Genomic DNA, 15944 nt, shown 5'->3' with positions numbered 1-15944 from the left:
GGCCTATTGATAAAGGCCCGGCTTTTTTCTATTCATTTAAAACGGATATTCACGGTAGCCGTTCATGACTCCGATCCATTTTACAGTGGTAAATTTGTCGAGAGCCCATTCACCGCCGAAACGACCAAGTCCTGACTCTTTTTCTCCTCCGAACGCGACATGCGCTTCATCGTTCACGGACTGATCATTGATATGAATCATTCCCGTTTCCACACGCTTCGCTACTTCCACGCCGCGGTGGACATCACGGGTGAAAACAGACCCGCTCAGTCCATATGGAGAACCATTCGCCACTGTAATCGCTTCTTCCTCGGAAGACACTTGAATCACAGAAGCTACAGGGCCGAACACCTCATTATTGGCTATCGGCATCTCGTTGGTGACACCGGTCAGTACAGTCGGCTGCAGAACATTGCCGTCTGCTTCTCCGCCTGTAAGAACTTCCGCCCCTTGATCAAGGGTCTTTTGCAGATCTTCCTGAATACGCTCGACAGCATCACGGTTGATCAGTGGTCCGACGGCGGTGTCTTTTTCAGAAGGATCCCCGACTTTCAGGCTTTCCACTTTCTGTTTGAACTGCTCGACGAATGTATCGTGAACACTTTCATGAACAATGATTCTGTTCAGAGACATACAAATCTGTCCCTGGTGCAGGAATTTACCGAAAGCAGCGGCCTGCACCGCTTTTTCCACATCTGCGTCCCCGAGGACGATCATGGCGTTGTTTCCACCGAGTTCAAGTGCCGTATCCTTGATGTGTTTACCAGCCAGCTCACCAATATGACTTCCCACTTCTGTTGAACCGGTAAAGGAGATCAGCTTAGCAGCCGGGTGGGTGACAAAGGCGTCGCCGATTTCAGATCCGCGCCCGACCACGACATTGATGACACCTTCCGGGAAGCCGGCTTCCTCAAACAAGTCAGCGATTAATAGACCAGAAGTTACCGGTGCATCTGAAGCGGGTTTAACGACGACTGTATTCCCTGTCGCAACAGCTGGTGCAATGGATCTCAGGGCAAGGTGGAACGGGAAGTTCCAAGGTCCGATGATGCCGATCACCCCTTTAGGAGAACGGTAGACACGGTTTTCCTTCCCTGGTGTGTTGGATGGAAGAATCGTGCCGGACATTCTCGTCGGGAAACTGGCTGATTCACGGATGATGGACACAGCCGCTTGATATTCTACTTCCGCTTTGACGATCGTGCTTCCGGATTCCTTCACAAGCCAGTCGACGATTTCGTCTTTCCGCTCCTGCACGACGTGCAGTAGTTTATCGAAGTATGTCTGCTTCTGAGCCGGCAGGACGGACATCCAGCTTTCCTGGGCCTGAACAGCCGCGTCATACGCTTCATTCAAATCATCTTCATTGGCTGACGGGATCGATGCGATGGACTGCTCTGTATATGGATTGATATTCTCGACAAATTTCTCACTGGAGCCATTTTTCCATTGGCCATTGATATATTGTTTCGTAAATGTTTGGGGACTCATTTCTATTTACCTCCATTCAGGAACTTTACAGGGCTATCATTCCCGCCTGGATGCCTTTCAAACATTTGGACACTTTACAAATTCTTCTTCATATCCACGTGGGGAATGCCGTCTTCAAGATATACGCCGGTCATTTCCTCAAATCCGAAAGAAGCGTAAAACCCTCTTAAATGTTCCTGTCCTGAAAGCCAGATGTGATCGGTATTGTAGTTCGCTTCTACCACCTGAATGGCTTTATCCATCAGCTTACGAGCGGTTCCCTTTCCACGGTAATCCTTATGTACAATGACACGCCCGATGCTGTAGGATTCTTTCTCCTGATCTGGTGGTACAATGCGGCAGTAGGCGGCTATTCCCCCCTCATCCTCCATCCAGATGTGAAGACATTCCGGGTCACGTCCGTCAATTTCCGGATACGGACATTCCTGCTCTACGACAAATACTTCGACGCGTAATTTCAAAATGCTGTACAGTTCCTGTTTTGTCAGCTGCTCATACGTTTTCTCGCTCCAGTTCAAGTCCAATCCCTTTCACTCTCCCTCTATTTTCCTATAATTATGACGGTTTGAAGGCAGGAAGGAAAGGGGAAAATAAATACGTCACTATCTATACCAATCCCACTTAATAAGGAGGGAGCACGAATGCTTTTAAAGATACTGCCGATATCTTTACGTAAATATTTTGAAATGTCGAAGCGTCAGCGGAAACACGAAATGCAGATGACTCTCTGGTACATGCCGCTCATCTATATCGCCGCTTCGATTCTTTTTGTCATAGCTACGCTTTATCTGGACCTGTCTTTTCAGCTGGAACAGTATACACATGAATTCTTCCGGATTAATGCAGATATTACGCGGATGCTCGTCAGTACACTGATTGGCGGAATCCTTACATTGAGTGCCTTTACATTGAACTCCCTGCTTGTTGTGCTGACGACTTTCAGCGGGCAGTTCTCCCCGCGGATGCTTCTTAACTTTGTTGCTGACAAGCGGACCCAGCATGCTCTGGGCATTTTTAATGGAAACTTTGTGTATGTGCTTCTCGTATTTCTTTTCATCGGGAATACGGAATACGAATATTTTGTTGCCGTACCAACCATTACGATTTTAATGGCTTTCACGTCTTCCGTTACGTTTATTTACTTCATCAATCATGCAACCACATGGATGCAGGTACATAACATTACGGACTCCATGAAGCAGTCCTCAGAGAAAATCATCAACCAGACACTGCGAAAGGATCTGGAATCCTACCGTTGTGAAAACCCGGGCAATCTGTTGGAGGACTATCAGGAGGAGACATTCCACGTAGGTGCTGTTAAATCCGGATATGTCCAGCTTGTCGATTATCACACAATGATTGAAGAGGCACGGAAAGATAACATCATCGTTCAATTCAAAGCACAGGTGGGTGATTATATCCTGCGTGGAAATGAGCTGATCACCTACTGGGGGCCGGGCTCCGAACACGTGGATAAGGAGAAGTACTGCCGGATGATCAGCATCGGCTATAAGGAGACGGAACTGCAGGATCTGCAGATGGGAATGCATAAGCTGGCTGAAATCGCAATCAAATCCATCAGCAACGATGACCCGAAAACGGCTTCCAATGCGATTCACCGGATGTCAGAACTGATGCTGACTGTAGAAGATTATATTACCTTCACCCCTTACTTGATGGATAAGGATGAACAGGTACGGGTCATTCTGCTTTCCGAGTCCTTTGAGTATTACATTTACCGTGGGTTTGGATACATCCGCCATTACGCCCGTGACAACCACCTGATTATCACTGATCTTGTCGGTTCAATCGCATCCATCGCTGAATCCATCGACAGTTCCAAGCACGAAATGCTCTGGGAATTTGCCTGCAATACGATTGACCATATTGAAGAGAAAGTCATTTATGAACTGGATAAAACCTTCCTGCTGCAGGAAGTAGAAAGGCTCGCTCTGACGACGGGTCATAAGCTTGACTATTATCATATTCACCAGCGTTTTTATCCAGTCGATTAATGAATAAGAGCGTGAAGAAGAGGATATCTTCCATTACGGACCCGGAGGGAAATACGTTGACATCCTCTTCTTCATTACTTACGTTTAATATATGAGCATATACTCATATAAAGGAGGTTCAAGAATGAGTCATCACCACCATCATCACGTCGATACTTCAACGGGAAAAATAAAGACGGCCTTTTTCTTGAATTTCGTTTTTACCATTATTGAAATCATCGGCGGGTTGTTAACAAATAGTATGGCGATTTTATCCGACGCCCTGCATGACCTAGGAGATTCGCTGTCTCTCGGCCTTGCATGGTTTCTGCAGAAGTTTTCCAAAAAGGGGACATCTGAAAGCTTTTCCTTCGGATACCGGCGTTTTTCACTTCTGGCCGCTCTCATTAACAGTATTGTTCTGATTGTAGGATCGGTTTTCATTATAACGGAAGCTGTCCCACGGCTTTTCAACCCGCCTGAACCGCATGCAGGCGGAATGCTTGCCGTGGCTGTCCTCGGGATCATCATTAACGGAGCCGCCGTTTTCCGGTTGAGGGGTGGAGACTCCATGAACCAGAAAGTGCTGAGCTGGCATCTGCTGGAGGATGTGTTAGGCTGGGCTGCTGTTCTTTTAGTCAGCATTCTCATGCTGTTTTTCGACCTGCCTGTGCTCGATCCTCTGGCTTCTATCGGGATTACCATTTTCATTCTGTATAATGTCATTAAGAATCTCGTGCAGACGATGAAGCTGTTTCTGGAAGCCGTCCCAGCCGATGTGGATCTAAAAAGGATCATTAAAGAAATCAACGAACTGCCCGGTGTGTTATCCAGCCACCATACCCATCTTTGGTCCCTGGACGGGGAAAACCACGCTTTTTCCACTCACGTCGTCGTAGCTGGAGACGCAGGGAAACAGGATATCTGCACCATCAAGGATGGCGTTAAAGGAGCACTGAAATCGATTCAGCTGGAACACGTAACGATTGAAGTGGAATATGAAGATGATCCTTGCGGGCTGGATCCATAACACCTGCCGGTTCATCGTTTAAAAAAAAAGAGGAGAACCTGGGTTAACCAGTTCGAGTTGTCCAATTGTCGTGTAAAGAGCCAAATTCCGCTTGTGGGTGGATGAATGCCGCGGCCACGCCCTCCGCTGACTTGACCGGAAAGATAGCCTGCCCAAGTGGATCTTCGGCCCGTGCTGTTCCCGCAGGCATCACCATCGAACGCCCCTCATGCCGACGTTAGCATATATAGGAGGGATTCTGCCCTGTGCAGGTTCGCAGATTCAAAAGAACGGCATGGGCTGTGCTGGTGCCGGCTGCCTGCCGGAACATAAAAAAGACTCTCTTTCATCCAACAATGGGGAGTTGGATGAAGGAGAGTCTTTTTCAATTTTTAGAGAACCCCCAAGGAGCGGTAAGAAAGAAAAAAGCTTGTAAAGAAACAGGGGTTTCTCTACAAGCTGAGGAGAATCTTCTATGGGATAGAAGATTCTCCTCTTTCATTTGGTACAGTCATGGGAAGCATCGGCAGAAACAGAGCAGGCCGATGCTTCTTTCGGCCGGTATCAACGACCTGACGTTGGTTTTTTTATAATTCGAGCGTTTCTGGTGTTTGGGATCCTTTGTTCATGTAACGGATGGTTTCCGGAAGGATTTCAAGAACGACAAAATCCGGATCATCCTTCCCGTCAAACCAGCGGCTCATCTGGTCGTTCCAAATCCACTCTTTAATTTCCTGGTCTCCACGGATTTTCGCCTGTCCCTGCACTTCCAGGTACGTATCCCCGTAGCCCTCTCCTTCATATCCAAGCAGAATATGAACGTGGGGATTTTCTTCAATTTCCTCAGCTTTATGTGTTTCCTTGCTTGTGGGGGTGAAAAATGTGAAATTCTCATCATTGAAAAAAGTCATATAGCGGGTGTGCGGTTTACTATCCTTCACCGTAGCCAGTGTTCCAACTTTATGATGATCCATCAATGTATAAATCTTCTGCTTCAATTCTTCCTGATTCAATGTCATGCCCCTTTCCACTTTTCTTTTCTTTGATTTCACAGTCAGTTTTCCCCGAAATAATGGAAGTAAACCAAAAAGTGTGCCGGGATAAATCCTTGACATGAAGATGAGGACGCCGGGGTATAGTACATCTATGCGCGATGCCCACCGGTGTCTGTGCTAAAATAAAAAGAAATGCTCATCGACAGAATGAACAGGAGGAAGCGTGTTGAATCGGCAGCTGTATACAAAAAAATGGAGCCTCATCATTATGGGCTCGGTTTTTATAGGTCTGATCCTATTTTTTATAAGTGCAAAATCAAGCAGCTCTGAGCCGGTTGATCGCTCCGAGCTGACCCCTACATTGTTTATCCATGGATATAAAGGCGGCCCCCGCAGCTTTCAATCGATGATGGACCGGATGGAAAACCTCCAATGGGGAAAAAAACATATGACCATCTATGTTTCTTCATCCGGTATGGTATCGATTCAAGGGAATTTTTCCAATACGCCGCGTCCGTTTGTCCAGGTCCTTTTTGAAAACAACCGGGCAAGCATCCAGGACCAGACATACTGGCTCCAGCAGGTGATGAAAAAACTCCACACCGAACATAAAATCCAGCAGGTGAATCTTGTCGGTCATTCCATGGGCGGCCTGGCTTCTGCCGGATATTTAATGTCTGAGTCCGACATTCCTGCTCCAACCGTCGAAAAACTCGCCGTCATAGCCAGTCCCTTCAACGGAATTAAGAAGGAAGGCTACTTTGCCTCCAACTACGGAGAGGCGACCACAGATCTGCAGCCCGGATCGAACGCACTCGAGCAGATGGAGGAAAAGAAGGAAAACTTCCCTCCGGAAATTGAGGTCCTCGCCATTGCAGGTGTCATCAATGGAAAAGACCCTGAAGAAGACCACTGGGACGGACTTGTTCATACATCCAGTGTCAGCAGGCTGGAGAAAATCGTACCGTTCGGCCAGTACAGAGAGGAACAAATTTACAATGACCTCGCCACTCACTCCGGTCTCCATGAGCTGGCAGAAGTTGACCGGATGCTGGCCGTTTTCCTCTGGGATGAAACAGACAAGGAGAATCTCAACTCCTTTGACGAACATCTGTAATCCGGCCCGACCCGGCACCCTTCCAGCGGTGCCGGGTTATTTTTTCTCCAAAATAAACAGCCACATAAACGTCAGCGACTGCTTGAGGTCCTCATCAAGAGTATCAATCAAGTGTGGTTCCACCCCTCTTTTATAAACCCCTTCTCCATCGATAACCTCCCAGCCATTTTCAACAGCCAGCTTCTGTAACTCCCAGGGCATCATCGTATTACAAATCACCTTCTCGCCGTAAAGCCTCCGGTAGCTGTTCACCCTCGGCATCGCCGTCGGACCGAGAAGACCTATGCAGAGACGTCCCCCCGTCTTCAGTACCCGTTTCATTTCCTTTAATCCTGCCGCGGGTACCTCGGTCCATTCCAGTGAGTTGATCGCCATCCCTCCATCAAACTGTTCATCTTGAAAAGGCAGACAGGTCAAATCCCCCTGCACAAATCTCAACGGGACATCACTGCTGATCCGTTTGTTCGCTTTATCCACCATATCCTTGGAAAGGTCCACTCCTGTAACGTTACAGCCTTCCAGAGATAACAAATAGGAACCATACCCGTCTCCACAGCCAAAGTCCACGGTGTCTCCTGCAGCCATGTGCTTTTTTACAAAGGGAATGATTGAACTTCTGCTTCCCTCTTCCCACATCATCCGGCTCTTTGCTCCCCACATGTCTGAACGGCTGTCCCATTGACGTTCTGCTTCCTTATGCCAGTTGAACGTTTCACTCATTCTGAACCCTCCCGAAAATTTTTCTCTGCTTCTATTATAATATAAAAAACCGCGCCACTCACTGGTTTCCCCTGTTCAAAAAAGGGGGATCCTACCAAGTAACCAAAAGAAAAGAGTTGCATGATTCATTCACCCACGTTATGATAAAAACACAAGATAAGCTATTAAATGATTTAAATAACACTATATATAGTATGAACGAATCGAAGATGCCACAAGGCTTAATAGGGAATCCGGTGTGAAACCGGAGCTGCCCCCGCAACTGTCATCACTCGCGAAACGGGAAAACCACTGTGCCACGCACGGGAAGGTCCGGAGTAAGAACGAGTGTCAGCCAGGAGACCTGTCTTCATTCGTCATAGTTTCAACTTCTTCGGGGATTGAGAAGATGAAGCGATGAAATGAAAGAGCTCTGCCTCTTCCTTTTTTCGTTTCATGGTTTCATCCGCTCATCCCGATGAGCGGTTTTTTTATGAATAAAAAAGGAGTGACACTATGGCTGCCACATTAACAACGACAAGCTGGGTGGACAAGATCAAACAATGGAAGGACGACTTCCCTCAGCTTCCTCTGGATGGATTTCTGGAAAAGCAGTCTTCACAGATCGCAGACAAAACCTATGATGAACAGGCAGATGCCCTCATCCTCGAGTGCCTTGCAGAAATAGATGAAGCTGCTCCGGACTGGACCTATGCCGCAAGCCGGATCCTGCTTACCCGCATGTATGAATCTTCCGCCCGGAACCGGGGCACAGCGAAGGCATATCAGAATTTCCGTGGTTTGATTGAGACATTGATCGATAAACAGATTTACACACATAAGCTGCTTACCTATTACAAAAAAGAAGAGCTGGATGAACTGGAACAGGTCATCACACCGGAGCGGGATCATCTGTTTACGTATATCGGTTTGAAAACGCTGTCGGACCGTTACCTGGCTAAGAGCAAATCCGGTGAAATCTTTGAGCTTCCACAAGAGCGGTTTATGATTACTGCCATGATTTTAATGGCTCAGGAAGATGAAAACAAGCGCCTTTCTTTCGTCAAGGAAGCCTACTGGGCCCTCAGCCACCTGTACATGACCGTTGCTACACCAACGCTTTCCAATGCCGGAAAGAGATATGGACAATTAAGCTCCTGCTTTATTGATACGATCGACGATTCTCTACAGTCCATTTATGACAGCAACACAGACATCGCCAATTTGAGCAAGCATGGCGGGGGCATCGGTGTATATTTAGGAAAAATCCGCAGCCGCGGCAGTGACATCCGCGGCTTCAAAGGCGTCTCCTCCGGCATTCTTCCCTGGATGAAACAGCTGAACAACACAGCTGTAAGCGTGGACCAGCTCGGTCAACGCCAGGGTGCGGTAGCCGTCTATCTGGATGTATGGCATAAAGATATCTTTCCATTTCTGGACAGCCGCCTGAACAATGGGGATGAACGTCAGCGGACCCACGATTTGTTTACGGGAGTTTCCATTCCGGACCTATTTATGGAAGCCGTGGAAAATCGGGAGGACTGGTACCTATTCGACCCCCATGAAGTCCGGAGCGTGATGGGCTTTTCTCTTGAAGATCACTACGATGAACATAAAGGATCCGGTTCTTTCAGGGAAAAGTATCAGGCGTGTGTCGAAAACCCTGATTTATCCAAGGATAAAGTGCCGGCCATTGATATTATGAAACGGATTATGATCGGCCAGCTGGAAACTGGAACACCTTACATGTTCTACCGGGATGAAGTGAACCGGATGAACCCGAACAGCCACAAGGGTATGATCTACTGCAGTAACCTTTGTACAGAAATCGCCCAGAATCAGAAGGCTACGGTTCAGGAGGAACAGTATGTCGAAGACGGAAAAATCATTTCGGTTAAAACACCCGGAGACTTTGTCGTCTGCAACTTGTCGAGTATCAACCTCGGCCGGGCGGTTCCGGCAGGTGTCCTGAAACGGCTCATAAGCATTCAAGTACGTATGCTTGATAATGTCATTGAACAGAATACGATCCCTGTCCTGCAGGCGCAGTTGACGAACCATTCCTACCGCGGAGTGGGACTTGGCACCTTCGGCTGGGCCCATCTTCTTGCTAAGAAGCAGCTGGACTGGGAATCCGATGAGGCTCTCAGCTATACATCAGAGGTTTATGAAGCGATCGCCTATCACGCTGTTGAGGCGAGCAGTGACCTGTCCGCTGAAAAAGGAAGCTACCCGTATTTTGAAGGATCCGACTGGGATACAGGAGAATTTTTCGTTAAACGGTCGTTTGACCAGGAGAGCTCATGGAACTGGAAAGCCCTTCAGGAAAAGGTCTCGCAGCAGGGCATCAGGAATGGTTACTTAATGGCTGTTGCGCCAAATTCCAGTACATCTTTAATAGCCGGCAGCACAGCAAGCATCGACCCGGTATTTAAGAAATTCTATTCCGAAGAAAAGAAAAACTATAAAATCCCGGTGACGGCACCTGACCTAAACCATGAAACCTACGGCTATTATCCATCAGCCTATGATGTAGACCAGCACGCAAGCATCCGCCAGAACGGTATCCGTCAGAAATATATCGATCAGTCGATTTCTTTCAACCTGTATGTCAGAAATACCATTCAGGCCAAGGAACTGCTGGCTCTCCATATAGATGCCTGGAAAAATGGTTTGAAGACCACCTACTACACCCGCTCCACTTCAAGTTCCGGAGACTTTGACGCATGCGAAAGCTGTTCATCGTAAAAGGAGACAGATACTTATGGAAACTTTAAATAAACGTAAGCTGGTCGACCATGAAGCGCCCAATGCATCCACCGGCATTGTGAATGGGCGCAGTTCGAACATTTTGAACTGGGATGACACCCGCTACCCATGGGCATACCCGATGTATAAAACGATGCTCGCAAACTTCTGGATTCCGAGCGAAATCAACATGAGCAATGATTTAAAACAGTGGCCGGAACTGAATGAACAGGAGCAGGAGTCCTTCAAGAAGATCATTGGACTTCTCGCTTTTCTGGATTCGGTACAAACCGATTACTCAGGGAAAATCGCTGATTATTTAACCGATTCCAGTTTATCTGCTCTTATGCAGGTACTGGCTTTCCAGGAAGTGGTCCATAACCAATCCTACTCCTATGTCCTGTCTTCCCTTGTCGACCAACAGGAACAGGAGAACATTTTCGAATACTGGAAGCATGATGACGTGCTGATGGAGCGTAATCAGTTCATTACGGACGGCTACCAGGATTTCATCGATGATCCATCACTGGACTCCTTTTTGAAATCGATCGTCTACGACGTCGTTCTGGAGGGACTGTTTTTCTATGCCGGATTCGCCTTCTTCTATAACCTGGCCCGCAACCAGAAAATGGTTTCTACAAGTACGATGATCAATTACATCAACCGTGATGAACAGATTCACGTCAGCCTGTTCACCCGGATCTTTAATGAAACGTTAAATGAAAACCCGCAGCTTGATGCTGATGCTTACCGTGCATTTGCGAAGGAAACGTTCAAGACTGCGACAGAACTGGAGATCAAATGGGGACGCCACTTGATTGGTGATCAATTCCCAGGCATTCCGATGGACGATCTTGAAGATTATATCCGCTATATCGCAAACAAGCGGTGCCGGATGCTCGGCACCGGGAAGCCCTACCCTCAACACGACACCAACCCATTCAAATGGATTCGTGCTTATCAGGAAGTAGATGAAGGGAAATCCGATTTCTTCGAACAGAAATCAAGACAATACACTAAAGTATCCGACAGCAACGGATTCGATGACTTATAACACTCGAGAAAAAGCCTGCAGAGATCTAAACGTTCCTGCAGGCTTTTTTTACACTTTCACAACCATGTCAACTTTCCTCACATATTTACAATAAAGGTATTGATTTTTCAGAATATTTCTTTTATAGTAAATAACAACTACTACGCATGTCATATTTCCTGACATGGAAAACAAGGAGGAACTGATCCTATGAAGAAGGTCGAAGCCATCATCCGCCCGGAAGCTTTCCAAGAGCTCCGGCAGCAGCTGGACGCTTTGGGAGTCAAAGGGTTAACCGTTTCAGAAGTAGCCGGATGCGGTCAACAGAAAGGACAGGAAGGCATTTTCCGGGGCAGCCGCTTCGAAATTAAACTGTATCCGAAGGTGAAGGTCGAAATGGTCATTGAGAATCACGAGCTCGGCTCCGTGGTCGACGTCATCCTGGAAGCCTGCGCGACCAATGAAGTCGGGGATGGCAAAATCTTCGTCTCCACCATTGATGAAGTCTTCCGCATCCGGACAGGGGAAACAGGCAAACAGGCACTTATTTAATTTATAGGAGAGGACGATCCATTTATGAAGAAAGTAATTCCTTTATCACTGCTGGCTCTTTTCAGCTTTCCTGTCGCCGCCAGCGCTCAGACGACCGTAACCGCTGAATCTGTTCTGCAGTCCGTCGACATGGCCTGGGTAATGATTGCCGCCTTTTTAGTATTCTTTATGCATGCAGGCTTTGCGATGGTCGAATCCGGATTCACCCGTTCCAAGAATGCTTTGAACATCCTCATGAAAAACTTCATGACGATGTCGATCGCTGCTGTTCTCTATTTCATCGTCGGTTACGGCATTATGTTCGGAACATCCGGAGGCGGGATCATCGGTATTGACGGCTTCCTGCTTTCCGGCCAGGAGGATCAAATCGGATTTTTCGTATTCCAGGCCGTATTCGCAGCTACCTGTGCAACCATCATTTCCGGTGCTGTTGCTGAACGTATTAAATTAGGATCCTACCTTTTACTTACTGTCGTCATGACCGGGTTCATATATCCCGTTGTCGGCCACTGGGTATGGGGCGGAGGATGGCTGGCAGAGCTTGGCTTTGTAGACTTTGCCGGATCCACCGTCGTCCACCTGACCGGTGCCCTTGGTGCCGTAACCGCCGTCCTGTTCCTTGGGCCGCGTATCGGGAAATACAGCGGCAGGACGGTCAATGTCATCCCCGGGCATAACATCCCTCTCGGAGCCCTTGGTGTATTCATCCTGTGGTTTGGCTGGTTCGGATTCAACGGCGGAAGCACACTGGCTGCCGATCCGTCCCTCGTCCCTTCTGTCATTGCGACGACACTGCTGTCTGCTTCTGCCGGTGTCCTCGGTTCCGGTTTCTACTCCTATGCCAAGTTCAAACGTATTGACGCTTCCCTTACATTAAACGGTGCGCTGGCCGGCCTCGTAGGGATTACGGCGGGTACAGCAAACGTTTCGCTGGCTGGAGCCATCGTTATCGGGTTGATCGCTGGTGTCATTCTTGTCGAAGCCGTTCAGTTCCTTGATCGTGTCGCACGCATCGATGACCCTGTCGGCGCTATCGCTGTGCACGGCATCTGCGGGATCTGGGGAACACTGGCTGTCGGATTATTCGCTGTTGAAGGCGGACTGCTGTACGGAGGCGGGGCTTCCCTTCTCGGCATCCAGGCTGTAGGTATTCTAGCCGTCATCGCCTGGACAATGGTTACAACAGCAGGTACCGTAGCTGTCATTAAAGCAACTGTCGGTATCCGCGTCTCCCGCCAGGAGGAAATCTCCGGACTGGACTTTGCCGAACATGGTTCCCAAGCGTATGAAAGCTCCAGAGGAATCTTCAACGAAAATCTCGATTATGGTTCTAAAGATTTCGGAGTGGGACTGCTGCACCGTTTAAACGACCTGCAGGCCGAACAAGTTCCGGAGAAACCGAAGGAAAAAACCGCTCAATAAATGAAGAACGAGTCCTTATCCTTTGATAAAAGGGATAGATTCACACCATTGTGAATCTATCCCTTTTTAGTTCCTTTCGTCTATTTTACGAACACACGTTCTTATTTTCCGAAAATTATGGTATCCTTGTAGATAGATACCGTTCCCTATGATAAACAGAACACTGTACTAGAAAGGGTGTGAGGCCTGCAATGAGCACATACGAAGCCCTCATGATCATGTTTGCGTTTGGAACATTCATCATTACCCTCCTTGCGCTCATCATAAAAATGAACAATAAAAAATAGACCTTCACGAACGTGAAGGTCTATCCTGTCTTCCTGTGCGAACGGTATCGCGGCGGCAGCTGCATCTGCCGCCGATTCCCTTTTATTATAGCACATATCGAAGAGAACTTAAGAAAAAAGTTTACCGCTCATACACCGTTTTTCCTCTCCAACTTTTCATCCATCTTCTTGTTTCCACTATACACCCTCCGCCATCATTCCTCTTTATCCGGCAGGTTTCACGTGGAACAGCATAATTAAGGTCTGATTGCAAAACAAGGATAAATACATCAGCACGCCGAATATAGAAGGAAAAGACAACGGATGAAAACTTTTTTCCGGGGAGTGTCGTCTAAACAGATGAGGTGGGACAAATTGATACGCAGACAGCGGCCGCAGTCTACATACGAACCTGATGATCTCGATGAACAACGGATTGAAGAATGGATACGCCACTATGGCCATGACCTCAAATGGCTCGCTTATTCTTATGTAAAAGATTATGCCACTGCGGAGGACATTACCCAGGAAACTTTCATCAAAGCCTACCAAAGTTACGAATCCTTCAAACAAGAAGCCTCTGTAAAAACATGGCTGTACAAAATTAACGTCAACCTTTGTAAAGATCACTTGAAAAGCTCCTATATGAAGCGTGTCGTTAAAAAAGGAACCGAACTGTTCAGATCCATCCCTTCCCCAAGGGAGACTCCGGAGGAGTTGGTGATGCGTCAGGATGAAGATGAAGCGCTCCTTGCCCACGTGTTAGCTTTAGAGGATAAATACCGGGAAATCATCATCTTATACTACTTTGAGGAATTCGACATCAAAAGCATGGCGGATGTATTGAATACCAGCCCTAACACAGTCAAAACAAGGCTGAGACGGGCCCGCCAGCTGCTTCAAGAACGGATGACAACGGAAGGGAGTTCACAAAGTGAATGATTTGACGGACAGGAAATTAAGGAAAATGAACCACCGCGTCAAATATGACCATGTCCCCTTTGATGAACGCTATATGAAGAAAAACGTGATTCAGTCGATGCATAAAGGAAGCCCCCGTCCCAAGTCCGGGAGCTGGATGAGAAAAAAGCTGTGGGTCCCCGCTTTCGTTACAGCCGCTGCTTTTACAGTGACGTGGAATGCAGACCACCCCGCTTCCGATGAAGCTGGTCGTATGGCCTATAAATCCATCTCAAGTCATGTGAAGACTTACGGAGGTGCATCCGGTGCCGATATGGCTCACACCCCCTCCCCTATCGTAAGAGAAACGTATATCATTTATGAGGACAAGGAATTCCACCAGACAAGCACCCGTGTTTCAAAAGAGCAGCTTGGTGAGGTGGTCGGGGTCATCGGCCACCAATCTCCCGGCGAGGAAGCGGAACCTTTGACACGAGTGAACAACTTCCAGCCTGAAGCGAAGATTTATACGATCAAGGGTGAAAAGCATACAGATAAAGTAGCCGTTCAGAGCTGGCGCAGCACGAGTATCGGACCGGCGTCCTTAAGCAGACAGGGATACTTCGTCTTCGAGAAACACCCTTCCGGAAGCTCTGACAGCTGAAAAAGAACGGTCACCCTTTCCGGTGGCTGTTCTTTTCTATTTCACGCTTCCAATGATCTAAAGATTCCCATATCGTATCCTTAATCCCGGGATTATAAAAAACGGCAGCCGGGTGGTACAACGGGATAATGGTATACGTCTTTTCGGTCAGCTCATACCCTGAGTCACCTTTTTTCTGGACAGGAACATGAAAGGATCGGCCGATCACATCGGTCATCTTATGATTTTTTCCTGTCAGCCGCTGATAAGCGACACCTCCGAGAGCGACGATGATGGCCGGATCCATTTCAGCGATCTGGTAGTCCAGCAGGCGGGCATGGGCGTCAATCTCTTTTTGATTCGGTTTCCGATTGGCCTTCCGCCTCCCTCCGCTCCCCTTCTTATTCGTATCCACCCATTTATAAGGGCGGCTTCTGACGACACTTGTAATATAAACATCTTCCCGGGAAAGCCCGGCATAGTCCAGGTGTTTATCCAGCTCGGCGCCTGCGCGTCCGATAAACGGCCGGCCTTTAACGGCTTCGTTCTCACCCGGCGCCTCCCCCACAATCATAATGTCCGCCTGGTCATCCCCCGCGCCAAGGACAAACCCTTCAACATCGTAAGGCTCCATGTTCTGTTCTGCTTCTTTCACAAGCTCTTCCGGCCAATTCATATTCATCCTCCCTTTCTTTCTTTTTTATGTTCCACCAGGTCCGGGTCGTTACACGCGGAACAGCGGATTTATCCTCCTGCTGTATAATCCGAAGCCAGGATGACACGCTAAAAGAAAAAGGAGGCAGTGTCTGTGACAGAACAGGATATGGCTGACATTTTCAGCGACTACGGATACAGCAGCGTCTATCATCGGTTTAAGACACCTCTATATGTAACAGGACTGCTGGACGAAATGGAACCGGAGCTTTTGGAGGATTTTTTTGAGCATATGGACCTCTCCCTTGATTTGTTCTTTGATGAATTCCGCTTCTGGATCCAGTACTATTCAGCCTCTCAAAATAATCATTCATAGCTGTCTGTGTTTGTTCAGCAAAGTAAAAAAGCAGGAGGACTCATG

Annotated in this window: 17 protein-coding genes and 1 riboswitch; of the genes, 11 read left to right on the top strand and 6 right to left on the bottom strand. The window is 47.8% G+C overall.

From position 1 onward, the window contains the following. Positions 1-36 precede the first annotated feature (36 nt). Complete coding sequence (locus GLV97_RS19295; protein ID WP_160890369.1) at positions 37-1491, bottom strand: aldehyde dehydrogenase family protein; 1455 nt, start codon at positions 1489-1491, stop codon at positions 37-39. A 74-nt stretch (positions 1492-1565) separates the two neighbouring features. After that, entirely contained in the window at positions 1566-2015 is a 450-nt protein-coding gene (locus GLV97_RS19290) for a GNAT family N-acetyltransferase (protein ID WP_237418660.1), read from the bottom strand. A gap of 117 nt (positions 2016-2132) precedes the next feature. Here GLV97_RS19290 and GLV97_RS19285 point away from each other — a divergent pair, with 117 nt between their 5' ends. Continuing rightward, positions 2133-3506, top strand: coding sequence for a DUF2254 domain-containing protein (locus GLV97_RS19285; protein ID WP_160890368.1), 1374 nt, complete (start codon positions 2133-2135; stop codon positions 3504-3506). A gap of 124 nt (positions 3507-3630) precedes the next feature. Next, positions 3631-4515 (top strand): cation diffusion facilitator family transporter, encoded by an 885-nt coding sequence (locus GLV97_RS19280; protein WP_160890367.1) that lies wholly within the window; start codon positions 3631-3633, stop codon positions 4513-4515. 43 nt (positions 4516-4558) lie between these two features. Here GLV97_RS19280 and GLV97_RS19275 read toward each other — a convergent pair whose 3' ends face one another. Both GLV97_RS19275 and GLV97_RS19270 read right to left on the bottom strand, forming a co-directional pair. Then, entirely contained in the window at positions 4559-4711 is a 153-nt protein-coding gene (locus GLV97_RS19275) for a hypothetical protein (RefSeq protein ID WP_160890366.1), read from the bottom strand. 370 nt (positions 4712-5081) lie between these two features. After that, positions 5082-5507 carry a pyridoxamine 5'-phosphate oxidase family protein gene (locus tag GLV97_RS19270; protein WP_160839729.1) on the bottom strand — a complete coding sequence of 142 codons (426 nt, stop codon included), beginning with the start codon at positions 5505-5507 and terminating at the stop codon, positions 5082-5084. Between the two features lie 208 nt (positions 5508-5715). Here GLV97_RS19270 and GLV97_RS19265 point away from each other — a divergent pair, with 208 nt between their 5' ends. After that, positions 5716-6606 (top strand): alpha/beta hydrolase, encoded by an 891-nt coding sequence (locus tag GLV97_RS19265; protein ID WP_237418659.1) that lies wholly within the window; start codon positions 5716-5718, stop codon positions 6604-6606. 36 nt (positions 6607-6642) lie between these two features. Here the strand turns inward: GLV97_RS19265 and GLV97_RS19260 are convergent, their stop codons facing one another. Then, entirely contained in the window at positions 6643-7326 is a 684-nt protein-coding gene (locus tag GLV97_RS19260) for a class I SAM-dependent methyltransferase (RefSeq protein ID WP_160890365.1), read from the bottom strand. A gap of 190 nt (positions 7327-7516) precedes the next feature. Further along, a riboswitch (cobalamin riboswitch) is annotated at positions 7517-7690 on the top strand. 131 nt (positions 7691-7821) lie between these two features. Between GLV97_RS19260 and GLV97_RS19255 the strand changes: the two genes are divergently transcribed. The 7 genes from GLV97_RS19255 to GLV97_RS19225 all read left to right on the top strand — a co-directional run bounded on the left by GLV97_RS19255 (position 7822) and on the right by GLV97_RS19225 (position 14890). After that, entirely contained in the window at positions 7822-10053 is a 2232-nt protein-coding gene (locus GLV97_RS19255) for a ribonucleoside-diphosphate reductase subunit alpha (RefSeq protein WP_160842351.1), read from the top strand. Positions 10054-10069: 16 nt separating this feature from the next. Then, on the top strand, positions 10070-11107 hold the full coding sequence (locus tag GLV97_RS19250) for a ribonucleotide-diphosphate reductase subunit beta (protein WP_160890364.1): 1038 nt from the start codon (positions 10070-10072) through the stop codon (positions 11105-11107). 189 nt (positions 11108-11296) lie between these two features. Continuing rightward, positions 11297-11638 (top strand): P-II family nitrogen regulator, encoded by a 342-nt coding sequence (locus GLV97_RS19245; protein WP_160839656.1) that lies wholly within the window; start codon positions 11297-11299, stop codon positions 11636-11638. Between the two features lie 24 nt (positions 11639-11662). Beyond that, the gene (locus GLV97_RS19240; protein WP_160890363.1) at positions 11663-13060 is read left to right on the top strand and encodes an ammonium transporter; all 1398 of its coding nucleotides are present in this window, start codon (positions 11663-11665) and stop codon (positions 13058-13060) included. A gap of 191 nt (positions 13061-13251) precedes the next feature. Then, complete coding sequence (locus tag GLV97_RS19235; protein ID WP_156896547.1) at positions 13252-13347, top strand: putative holin-like toxin; 96 nt, start codon at positions 13252-13254, stop codon at positions 13345-13347. 354 nt (positions 13348-13701) lie between these two features. Next, positions 13702-14268 (top strand): sigma-70 family RNA polymerase sigma factor, encoded by a 567-nt coding sequence (locus GLV97_RS19230; RefSeq protein ID WP_202410683.1) that lies wholly within the window; start codon positions 13702-13704, stop codon positions 14266-14268. After that, positions 14261-14890 (top strand): hypothetical protein, encoded by a 630-nt coding sequence (locus GLV97_RS19225; RefSeq protein ID WP_160890362.1) that lies wholly within the window; start codon positions 14261-14263, stop codon positions 14888-14890. The genes GLV97_RS19230 and GLV97_RS19225 overlap by 8 nt, the downstream gene beginning before the upstream one ends. 10 nt (positions 14891-14900) lie before the next feature. Here the strand turns inward: GLV97_RS19225 and GLV97_RS19220 are convergent, their stop codons facing one another. Further along, entirely contained in the window at positions 14901-15545 is a 645-nt protein-coding gene (locus GLV97_RS19220; RefSeq protein ID WP_160839653.1) for a uracil-DNA glycosylase, read from the bottom strand. Between the two features lie 132 nt (positions 15546-15677). Between GLV97_RS19220 and GLV97_RS19215 the strand changes: the two genes are divergently transcribed. Beyond that, positions 15678-15899, top strand: a complete 222-nt coding sequence (locus GLV97_RS19215) for a hypothetical protein (protein ID WP_337192776.1) — start codon at positions 15678-15680, stop codon at positions 15897-15899. The last annotated feature ends 45 nt before the right edge of the window (positions 15900-15944 follow it).

The organism is Halobacillus litoralis (assembly GCF_009856355.1).
GTDB lineage: Bacteria > Bacillota > Bacilli > Bacillales > Halobacillaceae > Halobacillus > Halobacillus litoralis_B.
This window is presented reverse-complemented; position numbering and strand designations above follow the sequence as displayed.

Excerpts from the sequence above, each read along its gene's own strand:
- GLV97_RS19295 (WP_160890369.1), bottom strand. The coding sequence starts at position 1,491 with ATGAGTCCCCAAACATTTACGAAACAATATATCAATGGCCAATGGAAA.
- GLV97_RS19285 (WP_160890368.1), top strand. The coding sequence starts at position 2,133 with ATGCTTTTAAAGATACTGCCGATATCTTTACGTAAATATTTTGAAATG.
- GLV97_RS19280 (WP_160890367.1), top strand. The coding sequence starts at position 3,631 with ATGAGTCATCACCACCATCATCACGTCGATACTTCAACGGGAAAAATA.
- GLV97_RS19275 (WP_160890366.1), bottom strand. The coding sequence starts at position 4,711 with ATGGTGATGCCTGCGGGAACAGCACGGGCCGAAGATCCACTTGGGCAG.
- GLV97_RS19260 (WP_160890365.1), bottom strand. The coding sequence starts at position 7,326 with ATGAGTGAAACGTTCAACTGGCATAAGGAAGCAGAACGTCAATGGGAC.
- GLV97_RS19255 (WP_160842351.1), top strand. The coding sequence starts at position 7,822 with ATGGCTGCCACATTAACAACGACAAGCTGGGTGGACAAGATCAAACAA.
- GLV97_RS19250 (WP_160890364.1), top strand. The coding sequence starts at position 10,070 with ATGGAAACTTTAAATAAACGTAAGCTGGTCGACCATGAAGCGCCCAAT.
- GLV97_RS19245 (WP_160839656.1), top strand. The coding sequence starts at position 11,297 with ATGAAGAAGGTCGAAGCCATCATCCGCCCGGAAGCTTTCCAAGAGCTC.
- GLV97_RS19240 (WP_160890363.1), top strand. The coding sequence starts at position 11,663 with ATGAAGAAAGTAATTCCTTTATCACTGCTGGCTCTTTTCAGCTTTCCT.
- GLV97_RS19235 (WP_156896547.1), top strand. The coding sequence starts at position 13,252 with ATGAGCACATACGAAGCCCTCATGATCATGTTTGCGTTTGGAACATTC.
- GLV97_RS19220 (WP_160839653.1), bottom strand. The coding sequence starts at position 15,545 with ATGAATTGGCCGGAAGAGCTTGTGAAAGAAGCAGAACAGAACATGGAG.